The sequence below is a fragment of the Bacteroides eggerthii genome (assembly GCF_025146565.1).
GTDB lineage: Bacteria > Bacteroidota > Bacteroidia > Bacteroidales > Bacteroidaceae > Bacteroides > Bacteroides eggerthii.
In genome coordinates, this window is record NZ_CP102258.1 from 2,974,049 (window position 1) to 2,990,366 (window position 16,318).

At 38.8% G+C, this 16,318-nt stretch carries 17 protein-coding genes; all 17 read right to left on the reverse strand.

What is annotated here, in order from left to right; translation table 11 throughout:
* Window positions 1–105 precede the first annotated feature (105 nt).
* On the reverse strand, window positions 106–564 hold the full coding sequence (locus NQ546_RS12325; RefSeq protein ID WP_004290814.1) for a C-GCAxxG-C-C family protein: 459 nt from the start codon (window positions 562–564) through the stop codon (window positions 106–108).
* A 3-nt stretch (window positions 565–567) separates the two neighbouring features.
* Window positions 568–1,332: an exodeoxyribonuclease III gene (locus NQ546_RS12330; RefSeq protein ID WP_004290813.1), complete on the reverse strand. Its 765-nt coding sequence runs from the start codon at window positions 1,330–1,332 to the stop codon at window positions 568–570.
* Window positions 1,333–1,354: 22 nt separating this feature from the next.
* Window positions 1,355–1,942, reverse strand: coding sequence for a methylated-DNA--[protein]-cysteine S-methyltransferase (locus tag NQ546_RS12335; RefSeq protein WP_004290812.1), 588 nt, complete (start codon window positions 1,940–1,942; stop codon window positions 1,355–1,357).
* On the reverse strand, window positions 1,942–3,201 hold the full coding sequence (locus NQ546_RS12340; protein ID WP_004290811.1) for an Nramp family divalent metal transporter: 1,260 nt from the start codon (window positions 3,199–3,201) through the stop codon (window positions 1,942–1,944). Before NQ546_RS12340 ends, NQ546_RS12335 begins: the two co-directional genes overlap by 1 nt.
* Before the next feature lie 221 nt (window positions 3,202–3,422).
* Complete coding sequence (locus tag NQ546_RS12345) at window positions 3,423–3,668, reverse strand: TIGR03905 family TSCPD domain-containing protein (RefSeq protein WP_004290810.1); 246 nt, start codon at window positions 3,666–3,668, stop codon at window positions 3,423–3,425.
* Entirely contained in the window at window positions 3,668–4,405 is a 738-nt protein-coding gene (locus tag NQ546_RS12350; RefSeq protein WP_004290809.1) for a YebC/PmpR family DNA-binding transcriptional regulator, read from the reverse strand. The genes NQ546_RS12345 and NQ546_RS12350 overlap by 1 nt, the downstream gene beginning before the upstream one ends.
* A gap of 46 nt (window positions 4,406–4,451) precedes the next feature.
* Window positions 4,452–6,914, reverse strand: coding sequence for a phenylalanine--tRNA ligase subunit beta (gene pheT / locus NQ546_RS12355; RefSeq protein WP_004290808.1), 2,463 nt, complete (start codon window positions 6,912–6,914; stop codon window positions 4,452–4,454).
* Window positions 6,915–6,989: 75 nt separating this feature from the next.
* Entirely contained in the window at window positions 6,990–7,592 is a 603-nt protein-coding gene (locus NQ546_RS12360; protein WP_039953274.1) for a nucleotidyl transferase AbiEii/AbiGii toxin family protein, read from the reverse strand.
* Entirely contained in the window at window positions 7,547–7,852 is a 306-nt protein-coding gene (locus NQ546_RS12365) for a DUF6922 domain-containing protein (protein ID WP_004290806.1), read from the reverse strand. The genes NQ546_RS12360 and NQ546_RS12365 overlap by 46 nt, the downstream gene beginning before the upstream one ends.
* A 174-nt stretch (window positions 7,853–8,026) precedes the next feature.
* Complete coding sequence (locus NQ546_RS12370; RefSeq protein ID WP_004290805.1) at window positions 8,027–8,263, reverse strand: hypothetical protein; 237 nt, start codon at window positions 8,261–8,263, stop codon at window positions 8,027–8,029.
* A 17-nt stretch (window positions 8,264–8,280) separates the two neighbouring features.
* Window positions 8,281–9,363, reverse strand: a complete 1,083-nt coding sequence (locus tag NQ546_RS12375; protein ID WP_004290804.1) for a DUF1972 domain-containing protein — start codon at window positions 9,361–9,363, stop codon at window positions 8,281–8,283.
* Window positions 9,356–10,465 carry a glycosyltransferase family 4 protein gene (locus NQ546_RS12380; RefSeq protein WP_004290803.1) on the reverse strand — a complete coding sequence of 370 codons (1,110 nt, stop codon included), beginning with the start codon at window positions 10,463–10,465 and terminating at the stop codon, window positions 9,356–9,358. The genes NQ546_RS12375 and NQ546_RS12380 overlap by 8 nt, the downstream gene beginning before the upstream one ends.
* Window positions 10,462–11,712, reverse strand: coding sequence for a glycosyltransferase family 4 protein (locus NQ546_RS12385; protein ID WP_004290802.1), 1,251 nt, complete (start codon window positions 11,710–11,712; stop codon window positions 10,462–10,464). The genes NQ546_RS12380 and NQ546_RS12385 overlap by 4 nt, the downstream gene beginning before the upstream one ends.
* Window positions 11,675–12,916 (reverse strand): hypothetical protein, encoded by a 1,242-nt coding sequence (locus NQ546_RS12390; protein ID WP_217720539.1) that lies wholly within the window; start codon window positions 12,914–12,916, stop codon window positions 11,675–11,677. Before NQ546_RS12390 ends, NQ546_RS12385 begins: the two co-directional genes overlap by 38 nt.
* Window positions 12,917–12,962: 46 nt before the next feature.
* On the reverse strand, window positions 12,963–13,727 hold the full coding sequence (locus NQ546_RS12395) for a glycosyltransferase family 32 protein (RefSeq protein WP_004290799.1): 765 nt from the start codon (window positions 13,725–13,727) through the stop codon (window positions 12,963–12,965).
* An 18-nt stretch (window positions 13,728–13,745) separates the two neighbouring features.
* Complete coding sequence (locus NQ546_RS12400; protein ID WP_004290798.1) at window positions 13,746–14,879, reverse strand: polysaccharide pyruvyl transferase family protein; 1,134 nt, start codon at window positions 14,877–14,879, stop codon at window positions 13,746–13,748.
* A 206-nt stretch (window positions 14,880–15,085) separates the two neighbouring features.
* Window positions 15,086–16,318 carry a Coenzyme F420 hydrogenase/dehydrogenase, beta subunit C-terminal domain gene (locus tag NQ546_RS12405; RefSeq protein WP_039953273.1) on the reverse strand — a complete coding sequence of 411 codons (1,233 nt, stop codon included), beginning with the start codon at window positions 16,316–16,318 and terminating at the stop codon, window positions 15,086–15,088.

Here is a 16,318-nt window from a genome sequence, read left to right on the forward strand (position 1 = left end):
AGAATCAGATTTTATTTCAGCGGCAAAGATAGTTATTTTTATGTTATATAACACGTTAACTACCTTTTTTTTCGCTTTTCTGTCATAAAAACGGCTAATTTCTGCTTATTTCTGCTGTTTTTCCAAATACTCGGCCCATATTGTCGCCGCCTCTTCCACCATTTTCGCACAAGGACGCTTGGCATAATATTGTTCCGTACGCGCTTCGGGAGTGGAAGAACCTTCCGGTTTCTTCAATCCCAGCAACTCAGCGCAGATCATTGAACCGTTACGCTTCTTGAACTCTTCTGCAAGTTCCTGCACCAACGCATAATTGGCGGCTTTTCCCTCGCGGTCTTTACCGTCGACGGCGCCTTTTTCCAGTCCCGCCAGCAAAAACATACCACAGGCGGCGCCACAAGTCTGACGCATCCGTCCGATGCCCCCACCAAAGGAAGCAGACATCCGCAATGCCTGTTCTTCCGTAAAGCCATACATGTCTGCAAAAGCAGCCACTACCGATTGTGAGCAGTTGTACCCGCTTTTAAACAGTCCAACAGCTTTTTCTATTCTGTCATTCGTCATATCTCAATCTGCTATTTCCAACATCATAGGACAATGATCCGAGTGTACTGCATCATTCAGGATACGCGCATCTTTCAGCATCGGACGCACCGGCTCATTCACCATACAATAATCTATACGCCAACCTTTATTCTTCGCCCGCGAATTGAAACGATAGCTCCACCATGTATACTCCTGCTTGTCGGGATGAAGCAGGCGGAAAGTATCTATGAAACCTTCATTCAGAAAACGGGTCATCCATTCCCTCTCCTCCGGCAAGAAACCACTATTCGTGGCGTTACGGACGGGATCGTGAATGTCTATTGCTTCATGGCAGATATTATAATCTCCGCAAAGGATTAATTTAGGACGGGTGCGCTGCAGCTCCACTACATATTGACGGAACTTTTCCAACCACACCATCTTAAATGCCTGCCGTTCGTCACCGCTTGTTCCCGAAGGATGATAAACACTCACAATGGACAAGTCGCCATAATCGGCACGCATAAAGCGCCCTTCACTATCATATTCCTCCATGCCCATGCCATATTCCACATGGTCCGGTTCACGTTTGGTCAGGATGGCTACTCCGCTATACCCTTTCTTCCGGGCCGAATACAAATAATGCTTGTATCCCAATGCGTCCAACGCCTCTGCCGGATACTGCTCCGGCTGCAATTTGGTTTCCTGCAGGCACAACACATCCGGTTGTTCGTTTGCCAGCCATTCGGGAAGTCCCTTAGTTACGGCAGCCCGCAAACCGTTTACATTATAGGTTATAATCTTCATATCTGTATATTGTTGAATCCACTTATTCAGCTTTTTTGTGTTGCTTTTCCCATTCCAGCAATTGTACCTTATGTTCCAATCCCCAATGGTAACCGCCCAACGTCCCGTCGGTACGTAGCACCCGGTGGCAGGGAATCAATACGGCAACCGGATTATCCCCAATTGCCGTACCTACGGCCCGATACGCCTTCGGATTTTGCAATGCTGCAGCAATCTCTCCGTAAGTAGCTGTTTCACCGAAAGGTATTTTCAGCAATTCGTTCCATACACGTAACTGAAAATCAGTTCCTTTCAGATGCAAAGGCACTGTCTCCATATTTTCCTCATCCGCAGACAAAGCGGCCAGTGCCCTACGTTGATGCTCATCCGTACCTATCTCAAAAAACACTCCGGGAAATCTGTTCATCATCTCGCTCTCTGCCATATCTCTACCCCTCACTACGAAAGCCATATAGCATACGCCTTGAGGTGTTGAAGCAACCAACACTTCTCCCAGAAATGTCTCTGCAAAAGAAAACTTTACTGTCAGCCCCGGAAGTTTATGTGACAGTCCGCCGTCAGCCAACTTTTCTATTGTTATAAATCTTTCATTCAATAAGTTCCGCTCCATTATAAACTAGATATTAATAACATAATATTCAATACAGTCACAACGATAGCAATCGTGTAAAGCACCAATGTGCTCCACCTGCTATTTACGTATTGTCCCATTACTTTGCGGGACGAAGTGAGACTTACTTGCAGGAACACCGTAAATGGTAACTGAATACTCAAAATCATCTGCGAAATCAGCAGTCCTTTAAAAGGGTCCCCAATAAAGAAAATCAACAATAATGCAATACCTAAGGAAAGAATCACCCCCACCTGGGAGTGGCTGTCCTTAATGTGGTATGACTCACCGAAAATACCGGCAAATATGGAGCCTGCCGCCATGCCGCTTGTTATTGTGGAAGATATGCCCGCCATCAACAAAGCCAGCGCAAACACTACGGCAGCACTGCTTCCCAGCAAGGGTTCCAACAGTGACTTTGCCTGTTGCAGTTCCTCTACCTGAATTCCACTCTTAAAGAAAGTAGCGGCAGCCAGCAAAATCATCGCACTATTAATGGCCCACCCCACAATCATCGAAAACAGCGTGTCAAACAGTTCATACTTCAAGACCTTACGAATCGAAGCATCATCCTGTTTGTTGTACTCATGGCTCTGTATCACCTCCGAGTGAAGGAACAAATTATGAGGCATCACCACAGCTCCAAGCACGCTCATTATAATAAGCATGCTCCCTTCCGGAAACGAGGGCGTCACCCACCCCTGCACAGCCACCGGCCAGTCAATCTTAACGAGAAACAGTTCATAGATGAACGAAAGCCCTATGACAGACACAAATGCAATGATGGAGCGCTCTATTTTCTTATAAGAATTAGTGAAAAGCATTACTGAAACGAAAACCGCAGTCAGCACCGAACCCCATACAATCGGAATGTCCAGTAACATCTGCAATGCAATGGCCCCACCCAAAATCTCGGCCAAGGAGGTGGATATGGAAGCCAGTACAGCCGTCCCCAATACAGGTCGTGACACCCACTTGGGAGTGTACTGTGTAGCTGCTTCCGACAGACATAGCCCGGTTACGATGCCCAAGTGTGCCACATTATGCTGAAGAATAATCAGCATGACCGTAGACAAAGTGACTACCCACAGCAACGAATAACCAAATTCAGAACCTGCCGCAAAATTAGACGCCCAGTTCCCCGGATCAATAAAACCTACCGTAACCAATAATCCCGGACCGATATATTTAAATACATCCAAACCACCCAAATAGCGTTTATGGTCTTTCCGCTTTAAGTCCTTAAAAATATTCTTCATTTCGTTGTTGTTATTTTGAGAGTGTAAAAGTACTCAAATAAAAACAAATACACTATAACTTGGTTCAAAACAGCAAAAGTTATCTTGCCGGCAAAAAAAATCATCCCATGAGACGGATAAATTCGTCCCGTAAGACAAATTTATTCATCTCATGGGATGAATATATTCATCTCACGAGATGATTTTTTTCACCTCGTGAGACGTTTTTAAGCCACAATAGTCTAATATCCCATTTCGTGCAATGCTTTACACAGCTGATCCGGGCAGGAAGTGGAACGTCCACCGCACCGTATACCTTCCAGACGGGAGATAACCTCGTTCACCGGCATCCCGGCAACCAAGCGGGACAAGCCTTGCAAATTGCCGTTGCAGCCACCCCAGAAAGCTATGTCCTTTACTATTCCGTCTTCTACTTCAAGCTCGATATTGCTACTGCACGTACCTTTAGTCTTGTAAGTATAAGTCATTATTCTTCGCTTTCCTCAGGCTTCATATTCGTATAAACCGTCTGCACGTCGTCAAATTCTTCCAGACGTTCCACCATCTTATCAATCGTTTCACGATGCGCCGGCTCAACATCTTTCAAGTCATTGGCAATGTAGGTAAACTCACCACCGACATCTTCAAAGCCGCCCTCTTCCAAATGTTTCTGAATAGCGGCGTAGCTCTTCGGATCACCATAAATAGTGATTGTACCCTCTTCTTCATCCTCTTCATAGTCTTCGTCAATATCAAAGTCAATCATGTCAAGAATGAATTCTTCCATGTCCATGCCGTCTTTCTTCTTGAAAGTGAACATACATTTATGGTCGAACAAGAAAGCCAGTGACCCCATTGTTCCCAAGTTTCCGCCAAACTTGTTGAATACGCTACGCACATCAGCTACCGTACGGGTAGGATTATCGGTCAGTGTATCAACGAATACGGCTACACCATGAGGACCATATCCCTCATAAGTCATGCTCTTGTAGTCGCTTTGGTCTTTACCCATTGCATTCTTGATGGCACGTTCAATATTATCCTTCGGCATGTTTTCACGCTTGCAAGTAGCGATAACCGAACGCAATGTAGGGTTGTTTTCCGGCTCAGGTCCGCCGGCTTTCACTGCAATAGCAATTTGTTTACCCAGTCTTGTAAAGGTCTTAGCCATGTGACCCCATCTTTTCAATTTGGCAGCTTTTCTATATTCAAACGCTCTTCCCATTGGAACTAAATATTTATGATTTATGATTTTATTCTTAATACTTTCCTTAACGCAGTTTCGCTCCCAGCTTATCTTCCAGATTCTTCACCAGTTTAGACATGATTTTATCAATCATTTTGTCGTTTAAAGTCTGGTTTTCATCCTGCAATAAGAAACTTACGGCATACGATTTCTTACCGGCTTCCAGATTCTTGCCTTCGTAAACATCGAAGAGAGATACTTCTTTCAGCAGCTTCTTCTCTGTTTCATAAGCAATCTTCTCGATTTCGGCAAACTGTACTTTCTTGTCAAGCAACAAAGCGAGGTCACGTTTCACAGCCGGGAACTTGGAGATTTCGGTATAATTTACCTTTACGTTCTTGATAGCCTTCATCAGCTCTTTCCAGTTCAGGTCGGCATAGTACACCTCGTTATCTATGTCAAACGCTTTCAGGAGTTTTCTTGTCACCACACCGAAAGTAGCCAGACGTTTGCCGCCTCTTGTCTGTACGGACAGCGCAGCAGCATAGATGTCATCGGTCAGATTACCGACTACCAAATCGTGCATCTTCAGTCCCAGACGGGCAAAGATATTTTCAACATACGCCTTCAGTTCGTATACCGAACTATCCTCGTCTTGATGCGCCCACGAGTTGGAAACTCTTTTACCGGTAACCCACAAGCCCAGATGATAATCTTCCGAGTAAGGAGCGAGCGCTTTTTCAGGATTGCGCTTCTCTTCGTTGAAGTAATAGCAGTTACCGAATTCAAAGAACCTCAAATCCGAATTCTTACGGTTGGCATTGTGAGAAATACTCTCCAATCCGCCAAAGAGCAGCGACTGGCGCATAGCGTTCAAATCGGCGCTAAGCGGATTCATCAACATCACAAGGTTCTTGGCAGGATAGGATTCCAAACCGTCGTAATATGCGGCACGCGTCAACGAGTTATTCAGGATTTCATTGAAACCGCATCCCACCAACTGTTCGGCAACCAGATTCTGCAGTCGGTTGGACTTGTCCCACTCACCTTTCGTTGTCAGGCTGGACTTCAATGCAGTCGGAATCTCTACATTATTATAACCGTAAATACGGAGAATATCTTCTATCACGTCACAATCGCGCTGCACATCCACACGATAAGGCGGTACATCCAGTGTCAGGCCTTCTGCCGTTTCGGCTACAATCTTCATTTCCAGACTCGCCACGATACTCTTTACTGTCTCTGCCGAAATCACCTTACCTATCAGTGAATGAACCTTCTCATAGGAAAGTTCCACCCGGAAGTCTTGGGCAGGAGCAGCACACACATCCTTTATATCGGAAGATATAGTACCGCCGGCAAGCTCTTTCACCATTATTGCAGCCAGTTTCAGGCAATAAAGAGTAATATTCGGATCGACACCTCTTTCAAAACGGAAAGAAGCATCTGTATTCAAGCCATGACGACGGGCGGTCTTGCGCACCCAGGTAGGATGAAAATAAGCACTTTCGAGGAATATATCTTTGGTATCTTCCGTAGAACCGGAATCCAATCCGCCAAACACTCCGGCGATACACATGGCCTCTTCTTTGTTGCAGATCATCAGGTCGCGTTCGCTCAACTTGCGTTCTACACCGTCCAAAGTGACAAAAGGGGTACCTTCAGGCATTGTCTTCACAACGACTTCACCGCCCTTAATCTTGTCGGCATCGAAGCAGTGAAGCGGCTGACCGAATGCATGAACAATATAGTTCGTGATATCCACCACATTATTAATGGGACGCAGGCCGATGATACGGAGCTTGTTTTGCAACCACTCCGGACTCTCCTTTACGGTTACACCTTTTACGGTAACTCCGGCATAACGCGGACAAGCCTCGCTGTTTTCCACCGTAACCTTGATGTCCAAATCGTGGTTCTCAACGGCAAAAGCATCCACAGACGGCTTTTTCAAAGAAGTCGGCAGGCCGTTCTGTACCAGATAAGCGTACAAGTCGCGAGCCACACCGTAATGTGAACAAGCATCGGCGCGGTTGGGAGTGATATCCACTTCCAGCACATAGTCGCTCTTGATGTTATAATAGTCTTTGGCAAGTGTGCCCGGCACAGCCGTTTCCGGCAATACGATGATACCTGCATGGTCTGTACCGATACCGATTTCATCTTCCGCACAAATCATACCGTTGGACTCTACGCCGCGAAGCTTTGATTTCTTGATTGTAAAACATTCATCACCGTCGTAAAGTTTTGCACCCAAAGTAGCTACCACCACTTTCTGTCCGGCTGCCACATTAGGCGCACCGCATACTATCTGCACAGGCTCGCCCTGTCCCAGATTTACGGTAGTGATGTGCATGTGGTCTGAATTAGGATGAGCTTCGCATGTCAGGACTTCTCCAATGACCAAACCTTCCAGTCCACCTTTAATGGTTTGCACTTCTTCCACGCTTCCAGTTTCCAATCCAATGGAAGTAAGTGCAGCGGCAACTTCATCCGGTGTCAAATCAAAATCGACATACTCTTTCAACCAATTATAAGAGATATTCATATCATTATTTTTTTATTGTTTCCAAAAGTGACCCGCAAAGTTAATAAGATTTTTCGAGTAGATAAGGCAAATGCTTCAAGAAATCTTTGATAAGATATATTCTTTCACCTGTTCCCAAGACTTATTAATCAACATATCCGGCATCGGTTCCTTTTCCGCATCGTCAAAATACACCAAACTTTTCATTGCCATGAAAACAGAGCCATCATCATATTTAGTAGAATAGAAGTCTAAAATTTCATTTAAAGAAAAATGATGCAATAAAAAAGAAATATCAATAAAATCCTTTTTAGTTCCCCTACCAATAACAGCCGTTACTTTCATAGCAGCAATATCTTTAATTCCAGCCATGCGTATTCCTTGGTCTACAACTGGTTTATCAAGCCATTGATACCTGTAATTTACAATATCAACTTTAATCCCATCAACCAAATAAATATGTATATGGGGAGATTCTTTCAATACAATAAGAGAGGCTACGGTTTTTATTGCACTTATAAGTTCTTCCGCTTCACAAGTAATAGTTCCGAAGAAATCCAAATCAACAGATTTCCGGTGTCCCAATTGCAAAGCCAGAGCGGTTCCTCCTACCAAACGTGTATCGCGCAATATCGGTAAACTTTGCAACTTTCTTAAAAGTTCCAGTGTTGAATATTCGACTGTTTCCAGATGTAACATCTAAATTGCTCTTTAGGGGTTTTAGAAACTGCAGATATATATGCTAAGGCACGAGGCTCTAAATCTCTTAATTCTTTCGCCACCTCCACAATTTTAGACAAGCCATAATATTGCCGGATAAGATTCCAGTCTTCCAACAAGCCATATTCCAAGACTCTTTTTATAATGTATTGGGCATGCTCATCAAAATCGACATCTTCTTTACGCACATCCCAAAAAAGATGGGCTGAAAACATATTTATATATTCATTACCTGACATTCTTATACTTTATATATTATTTCAAGATTATACTAACTCTCTGCAAAAATAAAACTTTCTAATCAATAAGCCTTCATTATCACAATAAAAAACAGCCGGAACCACTCAAACTAAGTAATTCCGGCTGCGCCTAAAACAAAATAACCGCTGTTACCTGTCTTTATTATAAAAATGTCACTCTAAATTTGTAGAGGAGTCTCTTCTCTTACATACCACTGTTGGTGCCCCCAATTCTTCTCGTTCTAATACATCAATGATCCCCTCCTGTTCCAACTCGAAGAGTGCGGGATATACCCGCAGTTTGTCAGCACCGGAATTCCGAATGATATCCTCTACCCTAATTTCTCCTGAAAAGGAATTTATGTAGTCTATGATTTTCTGAGTATCAATAAGTTTATAATTTACATCCATTATATATATATTGTTTTTTATTCATTATATAATATCTCATATTGTTGTGCAATAACTTCCCACCGATAACGTCTTTGAGCAATCTCTATCATATTATTTGCATTTGATTGAAAAGTTGAATATGGCAATTCTAATAACTTTACTAAATCATCAACTGAAGAAAAATAATTAGCTTTTTGCTCTGTCGTTTCCCTATTATATATGACGTCAAAAGCCAATATCGGTTTTTGGAAGAACATAGCTTCTACCAACGAAGGATTAGTCCCCCCTGCACTATGCCCATGTATATAAAAAGAGCAATGACTTCTCAATACATTCAATATTTTCAAGTCATATATAGGAGATAATAGATGAATATTCTCGCAGTCAGCATAGGTTTCCAATAATTCTTTCCCATATAAACTTCTTTCCCAATTTCCGACAAAAACCAGTCTTTTACCGGATACTTTGAAAGCGTCTAATGTTATATGTACATTATTTTCCGGTTCTATTCTACAAAGTGAAAAAGAGTATTCTTCTCTTTTCAGTTCATATTTTTCTAATACTTCATTTTCAATATCCGAAATATCACACAACACATGATTACCTCCATAAGCTATCAATGCCGTTTTCTTGCCATACTCTTCCGCTACATAATCTTGAATGCCTTTATTATCTGCCACTATCACATCACCATACCTTAAGGCCATCTTCTCCGAAAACTTCAAAAAACGTCTTGTCCATTTTCCCCATTTGTCGCGCTTATGTTCCAAACCGTCAATATTGATAACTAAGCGTTTTCTGGAGAACAAGCGATATACAGGAAGGAAACAACAGCCGGACACTCCCAGAACAAGGATAACATCACTACTTCTTGTGGCCTTCAGCAAAGAGATAATATCATATAAGATACTCTGGCTTCCATTGGCATTCAACGGAATATACTTCAATTTTGCATTCTTATAAGAAAGAAGCTTTTGAGAGTAATTCTTACTACTGCAATAAATAATATAATGAATGTTTTTTGAAGAATTATCACCAATAATATTTTCTACTAAAGACTCAAAACCACCATAATTGGCAGGTACTCCGACCGTGCCTATAATTGAAACTTTAATCATTAATTAGCTGTAGGTATTTTAACATTACTTTATCAATCGAGAATCGTCTAACAGCCAACTCTCTACTTTTACGCCCCATCTCCAACATTTTTTCATCGGACAAATTACAAATAGAAAAGATTGCATCATACAGGCTCTCCACATCTTTAGGCTTTACTAAATACCCGTTTTCATTATTTATCACCATGTCTCTACAACCTTTGTTATTGGTAGTTACTATAACTTTCCCCATCGATATAGCCTCCATTAAAGATCTATTCATCCCTTCATTATAAAAAGAAGGAAGAACAAAACAATCACATTTTCCTAAAATAGATGGAATATCAGTCACTGTTCCTAAGTATTTTATGTATCCACACTTTTGATCTTTTAAAACGACACTTCTAGGCACTTTATGAGGATGATTAGTATCAAGATAACCAAGTAACAGAAATTCACTTTCTGGATAATGCTGCTTAATTCTCTTTGCAACTTCCACATATTCATAATATCCTTTATCGTATAATACTCTGGCAACCATTATAAACTTCCTATGATGATTTGGCTTATACTCTGTATCAGGACAATAATATTCCGTATCAACACCTTCACCGCCATCCAAAACAATCACCTGCGACGGATTAACAAATCTTTCAGAAATCAATGTTTGTTCATCCTCGCTATTTAGTAATAAAATCTTCTTTGCAAAAGAAAGTGACAGACGCATCAAAAGTAATGCAACACAATACTTAAATTTTTTCTTACTCCCAAATAATTCTCCAGTTCCTGCCAACATACCTACAGAAGGAATTGAGAGCAATCTCGCTATTATACTTCCATATAACACAGGCTTAGTGGTATAATGAAAGATGAACTCCGGCTTATACTTTTTATAAATTCGATATAAATCTTTTATATATATCGCTTCATTTATCAACCCCTGATTGGTTCTATCCAATTTAGGGTATACGTATTCTACTCCATACAATAAAGTATCTTCATCAATATCTTCATAAGGAGCGACAATAATAATTTCATGCCCTGCATTTTTCAGACCTTTAATAATTTTTCCTCTAAAATGCAATAAAGACCATAAATTATTGTCTGAAAATATTAATTTCATTTATTCCTAAGCATTACATATTTATATAGTTCCATCAATTTTTGATAATACACCTTATTATCAAACCTTTCTCTTGCCATTTTAATGGAGAACTTACATAATGATTCATACTCTTCAGTGCTCAAATCTTCTGCCCGCTTTAAAGCTTCTTTCAAGGACAGCTCATCCTTAGGATTATGTAAGAATCCATTTTTACCTTCAACTATTAATTCCGGAATCCCGCCAATATCACTTCCAATAACAGGAGTTCCCAAAGCTAAAGATTCTATTATAGACAAAGGATTATTTTCATACCATTCCGAAGGAACCATTGTGAATCGTGCAGCAGAAACAATATTAAGAAGTTTTTCTCCTGAGACGAATCCTAGAAACTCAATATTTGAAAGACCAAGCTTTTGTACATATTCCTTCAGTTCATCTTCAGCAATTCCTGTCCCCACTATTTTCAAACATAAGTGCGACTTTTTCCGAAAGACATCAATCAAAGTTTTAATACCTTTTTCATTGGAGAGTCGACCTAAATACAAATAACATCTTTCCTTACAACATACAGGAATTACGAATTTCTCATAATATTCCACATCTATCGAATTGTATATTTGGTAGCACTTCGAAGCAATCTGTGGGAAATATTCTATATGTTTCTTCTCAATAAACCGACTAACCATAACGAAAGCAGAAATATTCTTCTGGTAGTTATAAAAACGATCTCTTACAAAGCACTCAATTGAGGCTATTACACTCATTGTGAAACTTCCCTTAATGCATCGTTTTGAAATACATGATAATTTGAAAGTACTCATAGCACATCTTTCACAAACCCTAAGGTGCATATCGAGACAAGTGTAGGCAGGACACAATAATCTGAATTCATGTACACTTTGTATCATAGGAATCTGATGCTTGTGCAATACATCAATGATTGCATTACTCAAATTACCATAGAAAATGTGCAAATGGGCCACATCTGGATGAAAATCGTTTAAATAAGAATCTAATTGCCTGGCGACTTGGAGGTTGTAAATAAAATCACAAACGCCTTTCAGTTTTCCAATCAAGCCTTTTGCATTCCTCCAACTTTGGATACCTACAGCATATCCCTCACATAATTCTTCATTTTTCGGATCTGCAGTACTGAAGTACCTTACTTGATGACCATTCGCCTTAAGTAATTCTATTGTTACTTGATAGACTTTCTCAGAACCACCTTTAAGATAATTGTAATTGTTGATTTGTAGTATTTTCATTAGTTTGAGTAGTAACTAATTTATTGTGTACAATAGCAAGAAAAATCCAAAAGAAAACTGCAAAGGTTTTGACCACTACAATTTGATTAGCAAATGAAATAAATATAATTAAAAAAAATAACCACTTTACAATACAGCTATAGTCAAACTTTGAATCAGAATATCTTTTATTTGCTGTAGTCTTGAATAAATTATAGTATAAGTAAATTATAAGCATCAAACCAACAATACCATGATACACCAATAAAGCAATCCAGTAAACATCACCGAGAGCACTAATGTCACCATCCTCCGAAGCAGCCAACATTAAAACTGTATCTTGATAACTATTTACTTTATCAAGGACGACATAACCATCGCAGCCCACTCCCCAAAAAGTATCAATACTAAATTCTGAAATAAAATCCGGACCAGTCAAAGTTAACATTCCTAACCGACTCAATTTCGTATTCTCAATGATTTCATCAACAAAATACCAATATTGAATTATCAAGAATCCCAATATTAACACAACAATAAATATAAAAATCCATCTAATAATATATTTTTTTTGAGTTAGTTTAAAAAGGGCTATAATCACAAACGCAACAGTTGCAGTAGCCGAACCTGTTTTAAAAACCGGAAAAAAAAACAATATTGTCAATAATAATATTCGGGATTTAGCCTTGTAGACAAATATTGTATACAATATGAGTAAAACAAATGCAAAGTCAACTGTATTAGCAAAAACACCGGCATAATTCCCATTTTGTGTTTCTCTCAATCCTGTAGCAGTTTCTGGCAATATAGGTAAAAGTATCTCTGCTTTCTCACCTAGTGCAATACATATATATCCAACAAGAAGTAATATAATTGTTACAATTTTTAAATGCTTAATAATAGCATCATTTATATTAATATTCTTATTTATAGAAACAATGCTACAGGCCAAGGGAATATAACGAACTAAAGCTCCATAATGAGCCAAACACCCTCCTATGCTACCGTTATGCCTAGCATTACTTAACAGCAATAACGCAAGTATACATATACACAAAATCCAAAATTGCAATGTATCCACAAACATCTCTTTCGTATTAATCCTAAAAGATGGATTAGACAAGAACCACATTATCAGAGGTAATACATCAAAAGTCGCTAATAATATAAAACCTAATTCATTTGAAATTCCTATGTATTTAAACACAACACCGGCAAATAACATAACATAAATATAACCTATCAGTAACCGATAAGCCAATTTATACTTATTAAGGCTTAACATTGTAATTAATAACAGATTTATAAACGTCCTTTAAACGTTTCGAGAAGGCATAGAATTTCTCTCCCAATATTTTTCTAATTTTCAATTTAAATTTAACAGATTTAGGTAACCATGTACCTGCAAAATGATGAATACAATATGTATTTGAAGTGATATTGATTTCGCCGGTATGATATGATTTAGGCGAGAAGAATTCTTTGGGATATATCCAGATTCCACCAATATATTGCTCTGTGGATATGTTCCGGAGTCCTTTATTAACAAGTAAATCGGTCGTATATTCAACTACTGTTTTCAGATTCAATCCCCCATCAACACACTTAAAGTGCAATCCACTATACAACTCCAGGATTTCCGCATACAGGCCAAGCCCCGGATTACATCCCAGGCCAAGCCCCGGAGCGACAGCTAATGCAGTCGCTCCGGGCTTCGCTTCATTTTCACACCCCATAAACGCTCCACGTCCCACAAGGTCATCCATCGGTCGTATCACCTCCACATCCGTGTCGAAGTACAGCCCTCCATGATGATACAAGATATAAAAGCGGGCATAGTCGCTCACAAAGGCATATTTCCCTACCTCGTAGGCTTCACGAGTATAAGGAACAATATTTATATCAAAATTATCTTCATTCCACTCTTTTATTGTGTAGTCGGGCAGATACTTCTTCCATGACTCAATACACTTTACAGCCAGTGGCGGAAGTGGTTTTCTTCCGAACCAACAATAATGAATTATTTTAGGTATCATACAATTACATTTATGCAATTAATTTTTGAGCCAATCTTTAAAATTTAAAGCTATTTCCTCACGTTTATCACTCAATAGTGCGTTTACAGGGGAAAAATCAATTTCCGACAATAGAATATCCAAGTTATCTTTATAAATGCGAGATTTTAGTTTCAACATAGACAGAATATCATAAATTCTTCCATTCATGCGCACAAACGAACCTGCTAAAGGAATAACAATAAAAGGGGCATTCATTATAATACTAAATGCCATGCCATGAAAAGAATTGGTTATAACATATTTAGCATTCTCTATTAACTGAATCCAGTCTTCTATTGTAGGATATTCTTTTTTAAAGCTATCTACTCTTCCTTGACTTGAAACATATTTTACTTCCAAATTATATCTCGCGGCCCATTCAAAGACATCCTTAACATCAAAATCTATTTTATTTCCTAATAGATATAAAAAAATATAATCATTAACTGGTTTTGTCTGTGTAGACTTATACAGCAGTCTATAATCGTCCTTGGAAAGTAGAAAAGTAGGATCAAGAACCAATTGTACATCCTCTCTTCCCAATAGCTTACAAATATCGACTCCAGATTTTTCTCGAACAGTAACAACATCAAATTTAGAAAGATAAAATTTCAATATTTTAGAATTAGTTTTAGACAACTGAAATCCACCAAACGACGGTGCATAAGCTATACATTTTTTCCCTTTAGATACCCAATCTAAGAAATAGACAGGATCTATTCCTCCCCATACTTGGTCACTCCCAACAATATAAATATCAAAAGCAGGAGGAGTATGATATAATTCTTTCTTATTATAAATTAATGGTAAAGCCTTTATATATTGTTCTTTAAATTTAGAAAAACATCTAGGATGTTTTCTATTCTCTTCACTGGCAAGTTTTTCAAATTCCTTAAATTCTTGCCAAATTTTATCGTCCTTCTTGTTAAGAACTATAGATAATACCTTTCTAAGAATCTTATGAGGCAATGACAAAAGCCACAATAAATCTTTTCCATTTCTTGAAGCGTCATATTTTATTAAATAAGTTTCATGTCCCATGCTATTTAAATAAAATTGTAAAGCATAGCATTGGAGAACCTGTCCATAATTATCTTCTGTTGAACAAAACGTTAAAACACCTATTTTCATTTCCCTATTCGTTTTTAATAAATTCACAACTCTTGTATCGCAAGCAGTTCGTCAATATCAGAAAATGAGTCCAATTTTGACACATCACATTAGGCAAGCCTCCAGAGGGCGCTTATCCATTAAATAAGTTCAAAAAAGAGTTGATTTTTAAAGTTTATCAGTAATCTTCCTGTTGAATTATGCGATACGGCATTTTCGGACACTAATCATCTTTTTATCATTTTTCTGAGTAACAGATACACTCCCATCCATTGTAATAGATGTATTATTTTAGCTTTGATACTTTTATCAGGAAAAGTTGCATATCTGCTGATTGTCTGTACCACACTACTTCCATTATATATATCTGAAAAAAAATCAGAACGTTTGGAAGGTATGATAGGGGAAACAAAGCAACTCTGGTTATTAACCTTTATAAAATCCATACTTACAGAATGCAAGTCTAATGAAGACAAACAGACATCAAATCGATTATTTTTTAGTATACATAAGCTATATCCCCTATCATCATCCAGTTTCGGATATATGGATTGTAATCCCCAGCAATCTGCAAGGGTGAGATCTGAAGAACTCCTGAATTCTCTTACCTTACAGGCATAGCAAGACGGACGTAAATAAAGATTGCTCATAAAACCTCGTAAAAATATATTTTTGGTTAATGGTTCAGAGAGCAAAACTGTATTTTTGTCTCCACTCCTACCAGTCGTGGAGAGGGAAAGAGCAAAACTGAATTTTTTCCAACCTAATCTCTTATTTCTGAACGAGATACCCTTTATATGGGTATTTCTTCTAGAAATAGGGAAAGACAAAACTGAATTTTTTTCGCACTGACGTGCGATTGTTTCATCCAAAAACATTCTCCACACCATAGGACTTGGAACACCATGACAAATAAAATCAACTGTCAGTAAGTTTTCATATTCTTTTCGCAAAAAGTGTTTCAATCCAGATATTTGACAAGGAGTACCAGAAAAAAGTACCTTACGTCCTCCTTTTAAAAACCGTTCTACCTCTTTATAGTTATCTTCCATACGACCCTGTACATACTTAGAACCCCGAAAATCGTCCAACCCTTCCTTAGTTTCTGTAAAGCTATGACACACTTCCCAATTTTCATCAAACTTTGCTCCAAATACTACACCACCAGTGTTAATTACAGACTCAGCTATTAAAGTAAAAATACCACCAGAAGAACTTTGTTTTCGAGTTTCTTCATCAGGATTGGCTGTGGCGTAAATACGGAATGTAGAATTTATTTCTCCTCTATTGATAATTGGACAAACTTTTTCGCAAATATTACAGCCAATACATTTTTCTATATCTACTATTGGATACAGAAACCCTTCTTCATCCTCTCTCATACAAATACATCGTTGAGGACAGCGCTCGGCACAAGCAGTACAACCACAACAGTCTTGCTTATTATTAATTGAAATCAT

Coding starts and splice junctions, on each gene's coding strand:
- NQ546_RS12345 (WP_004290810.1), bottom strand. CDS start 3,668: ATGACTTATACTTACAAGACTAAAGGTACGTGCAGTAGCAATATCGAG.
- pheT (WP_004290808.1), bottom strand. CDS start 6,914: ATGAATATCTCTTATAATTGGTTGAAAGAGTATGTCGATTTTGATTTG.
- NQ546_RS12375 (WP_004290804.1), bottom strand. CDS start 9,363: ATGATTAAAGTTTCAATTATAGGCACGGTCGGAGTACCTGCCAATTAT.
- NQ546_RS12405 (WP_039953273.1), bottom strand. CDS start 16,318: ATGATTTCAATTAATAATAAGCAAGACTGTTGTGGTTGTACTGCTTGT.
- NQ546_RS12335 (WP_004290812.1), bottom strand. CDS start 1,942: ATGGAGCGGAACTTATTGAATGAAAGATTTATAACAATAGAAAAGTTG.
- NQ546_RS12330 (WP_004290813.1), bottom strand. CDS start 1,332: ATGAAGATTATAACCTATAATGTAAACGGTTTGCGGGCTGCCGTAACT.
- NQ546_RS12370 (WP_004290805.1), bottom strand. CDS start 8,263: ATGGATGTAAATTATAAACTTATTGATACTCAGAAAATCATAGACTAC.
- NQ546_RS12350 (WP_004290809.1), bottom strand. CDS start 4,405: ATGGGAAGAGCGTTTGAATATAGAAAAGCTGCCAAATTGAAAAGATGG.
- NQ546_RS12360 (WP_039953274.1), bottom strand. CDS start 7,592: ATGTTACATCTGGAAACAGTCGAATATTCAACACTGGAACTTTTAAGA.
- NQ546_RS12395 (WP_004290799.1), bottom strand. CDS start 13,727: ATGATACCTAAAATAATTCATTATTGTTGGTTCGGAAGAAAACCACTT.
- NQ546_RS12385 (WP_004290802.1), bottom strand. CDS start 11,712: ATGAAAATACTACAAATCAACAATTACAATTATCTTAAAGGTGGTTCT.
- NQ546_RS12400 (WP_004290798.1), bottom strand. CDS start 14,879: ATGAAAATAGGTGTTTTAACGTTTTGTTCAACAGAAGATAATTATGGA.
- NQ546_RS12390 (WP_217720539.1), bottom strand. CDS start 12,916: ATGTTATTTGCCGGTGTTGTGTTTAAATACATAGGAATTTCAAATGAA.
- NQ546_RS12325 (WP_004290814.1), bottom strand. CDS start 564: ATGACGAATGACAGAATAGAAAAAGCTGTTGGACTGTTTAAAAGCGGG.
- NQ546_RS12365 (WP_004290806.1), bottom strand. CDS start 7,852: ATGTCAGGTAATGAATATATAAATATGTTTTCAGCCCATCTTTTTTGG.
- NQ546_RS12380 (WP_004290803.1), bottom strand. CDS start 10,465: ATGAAATTAATATTTTCAGACAATAATTTATGGTCTTTATTGCATTTT.
- NQ546_RS12340 (WP_004290811.1), bottom strand. CDS start 3,201: ATGAAGAATATTTTTAAGGACTTAAAGCGGAAAGACCATAAACGCTAT.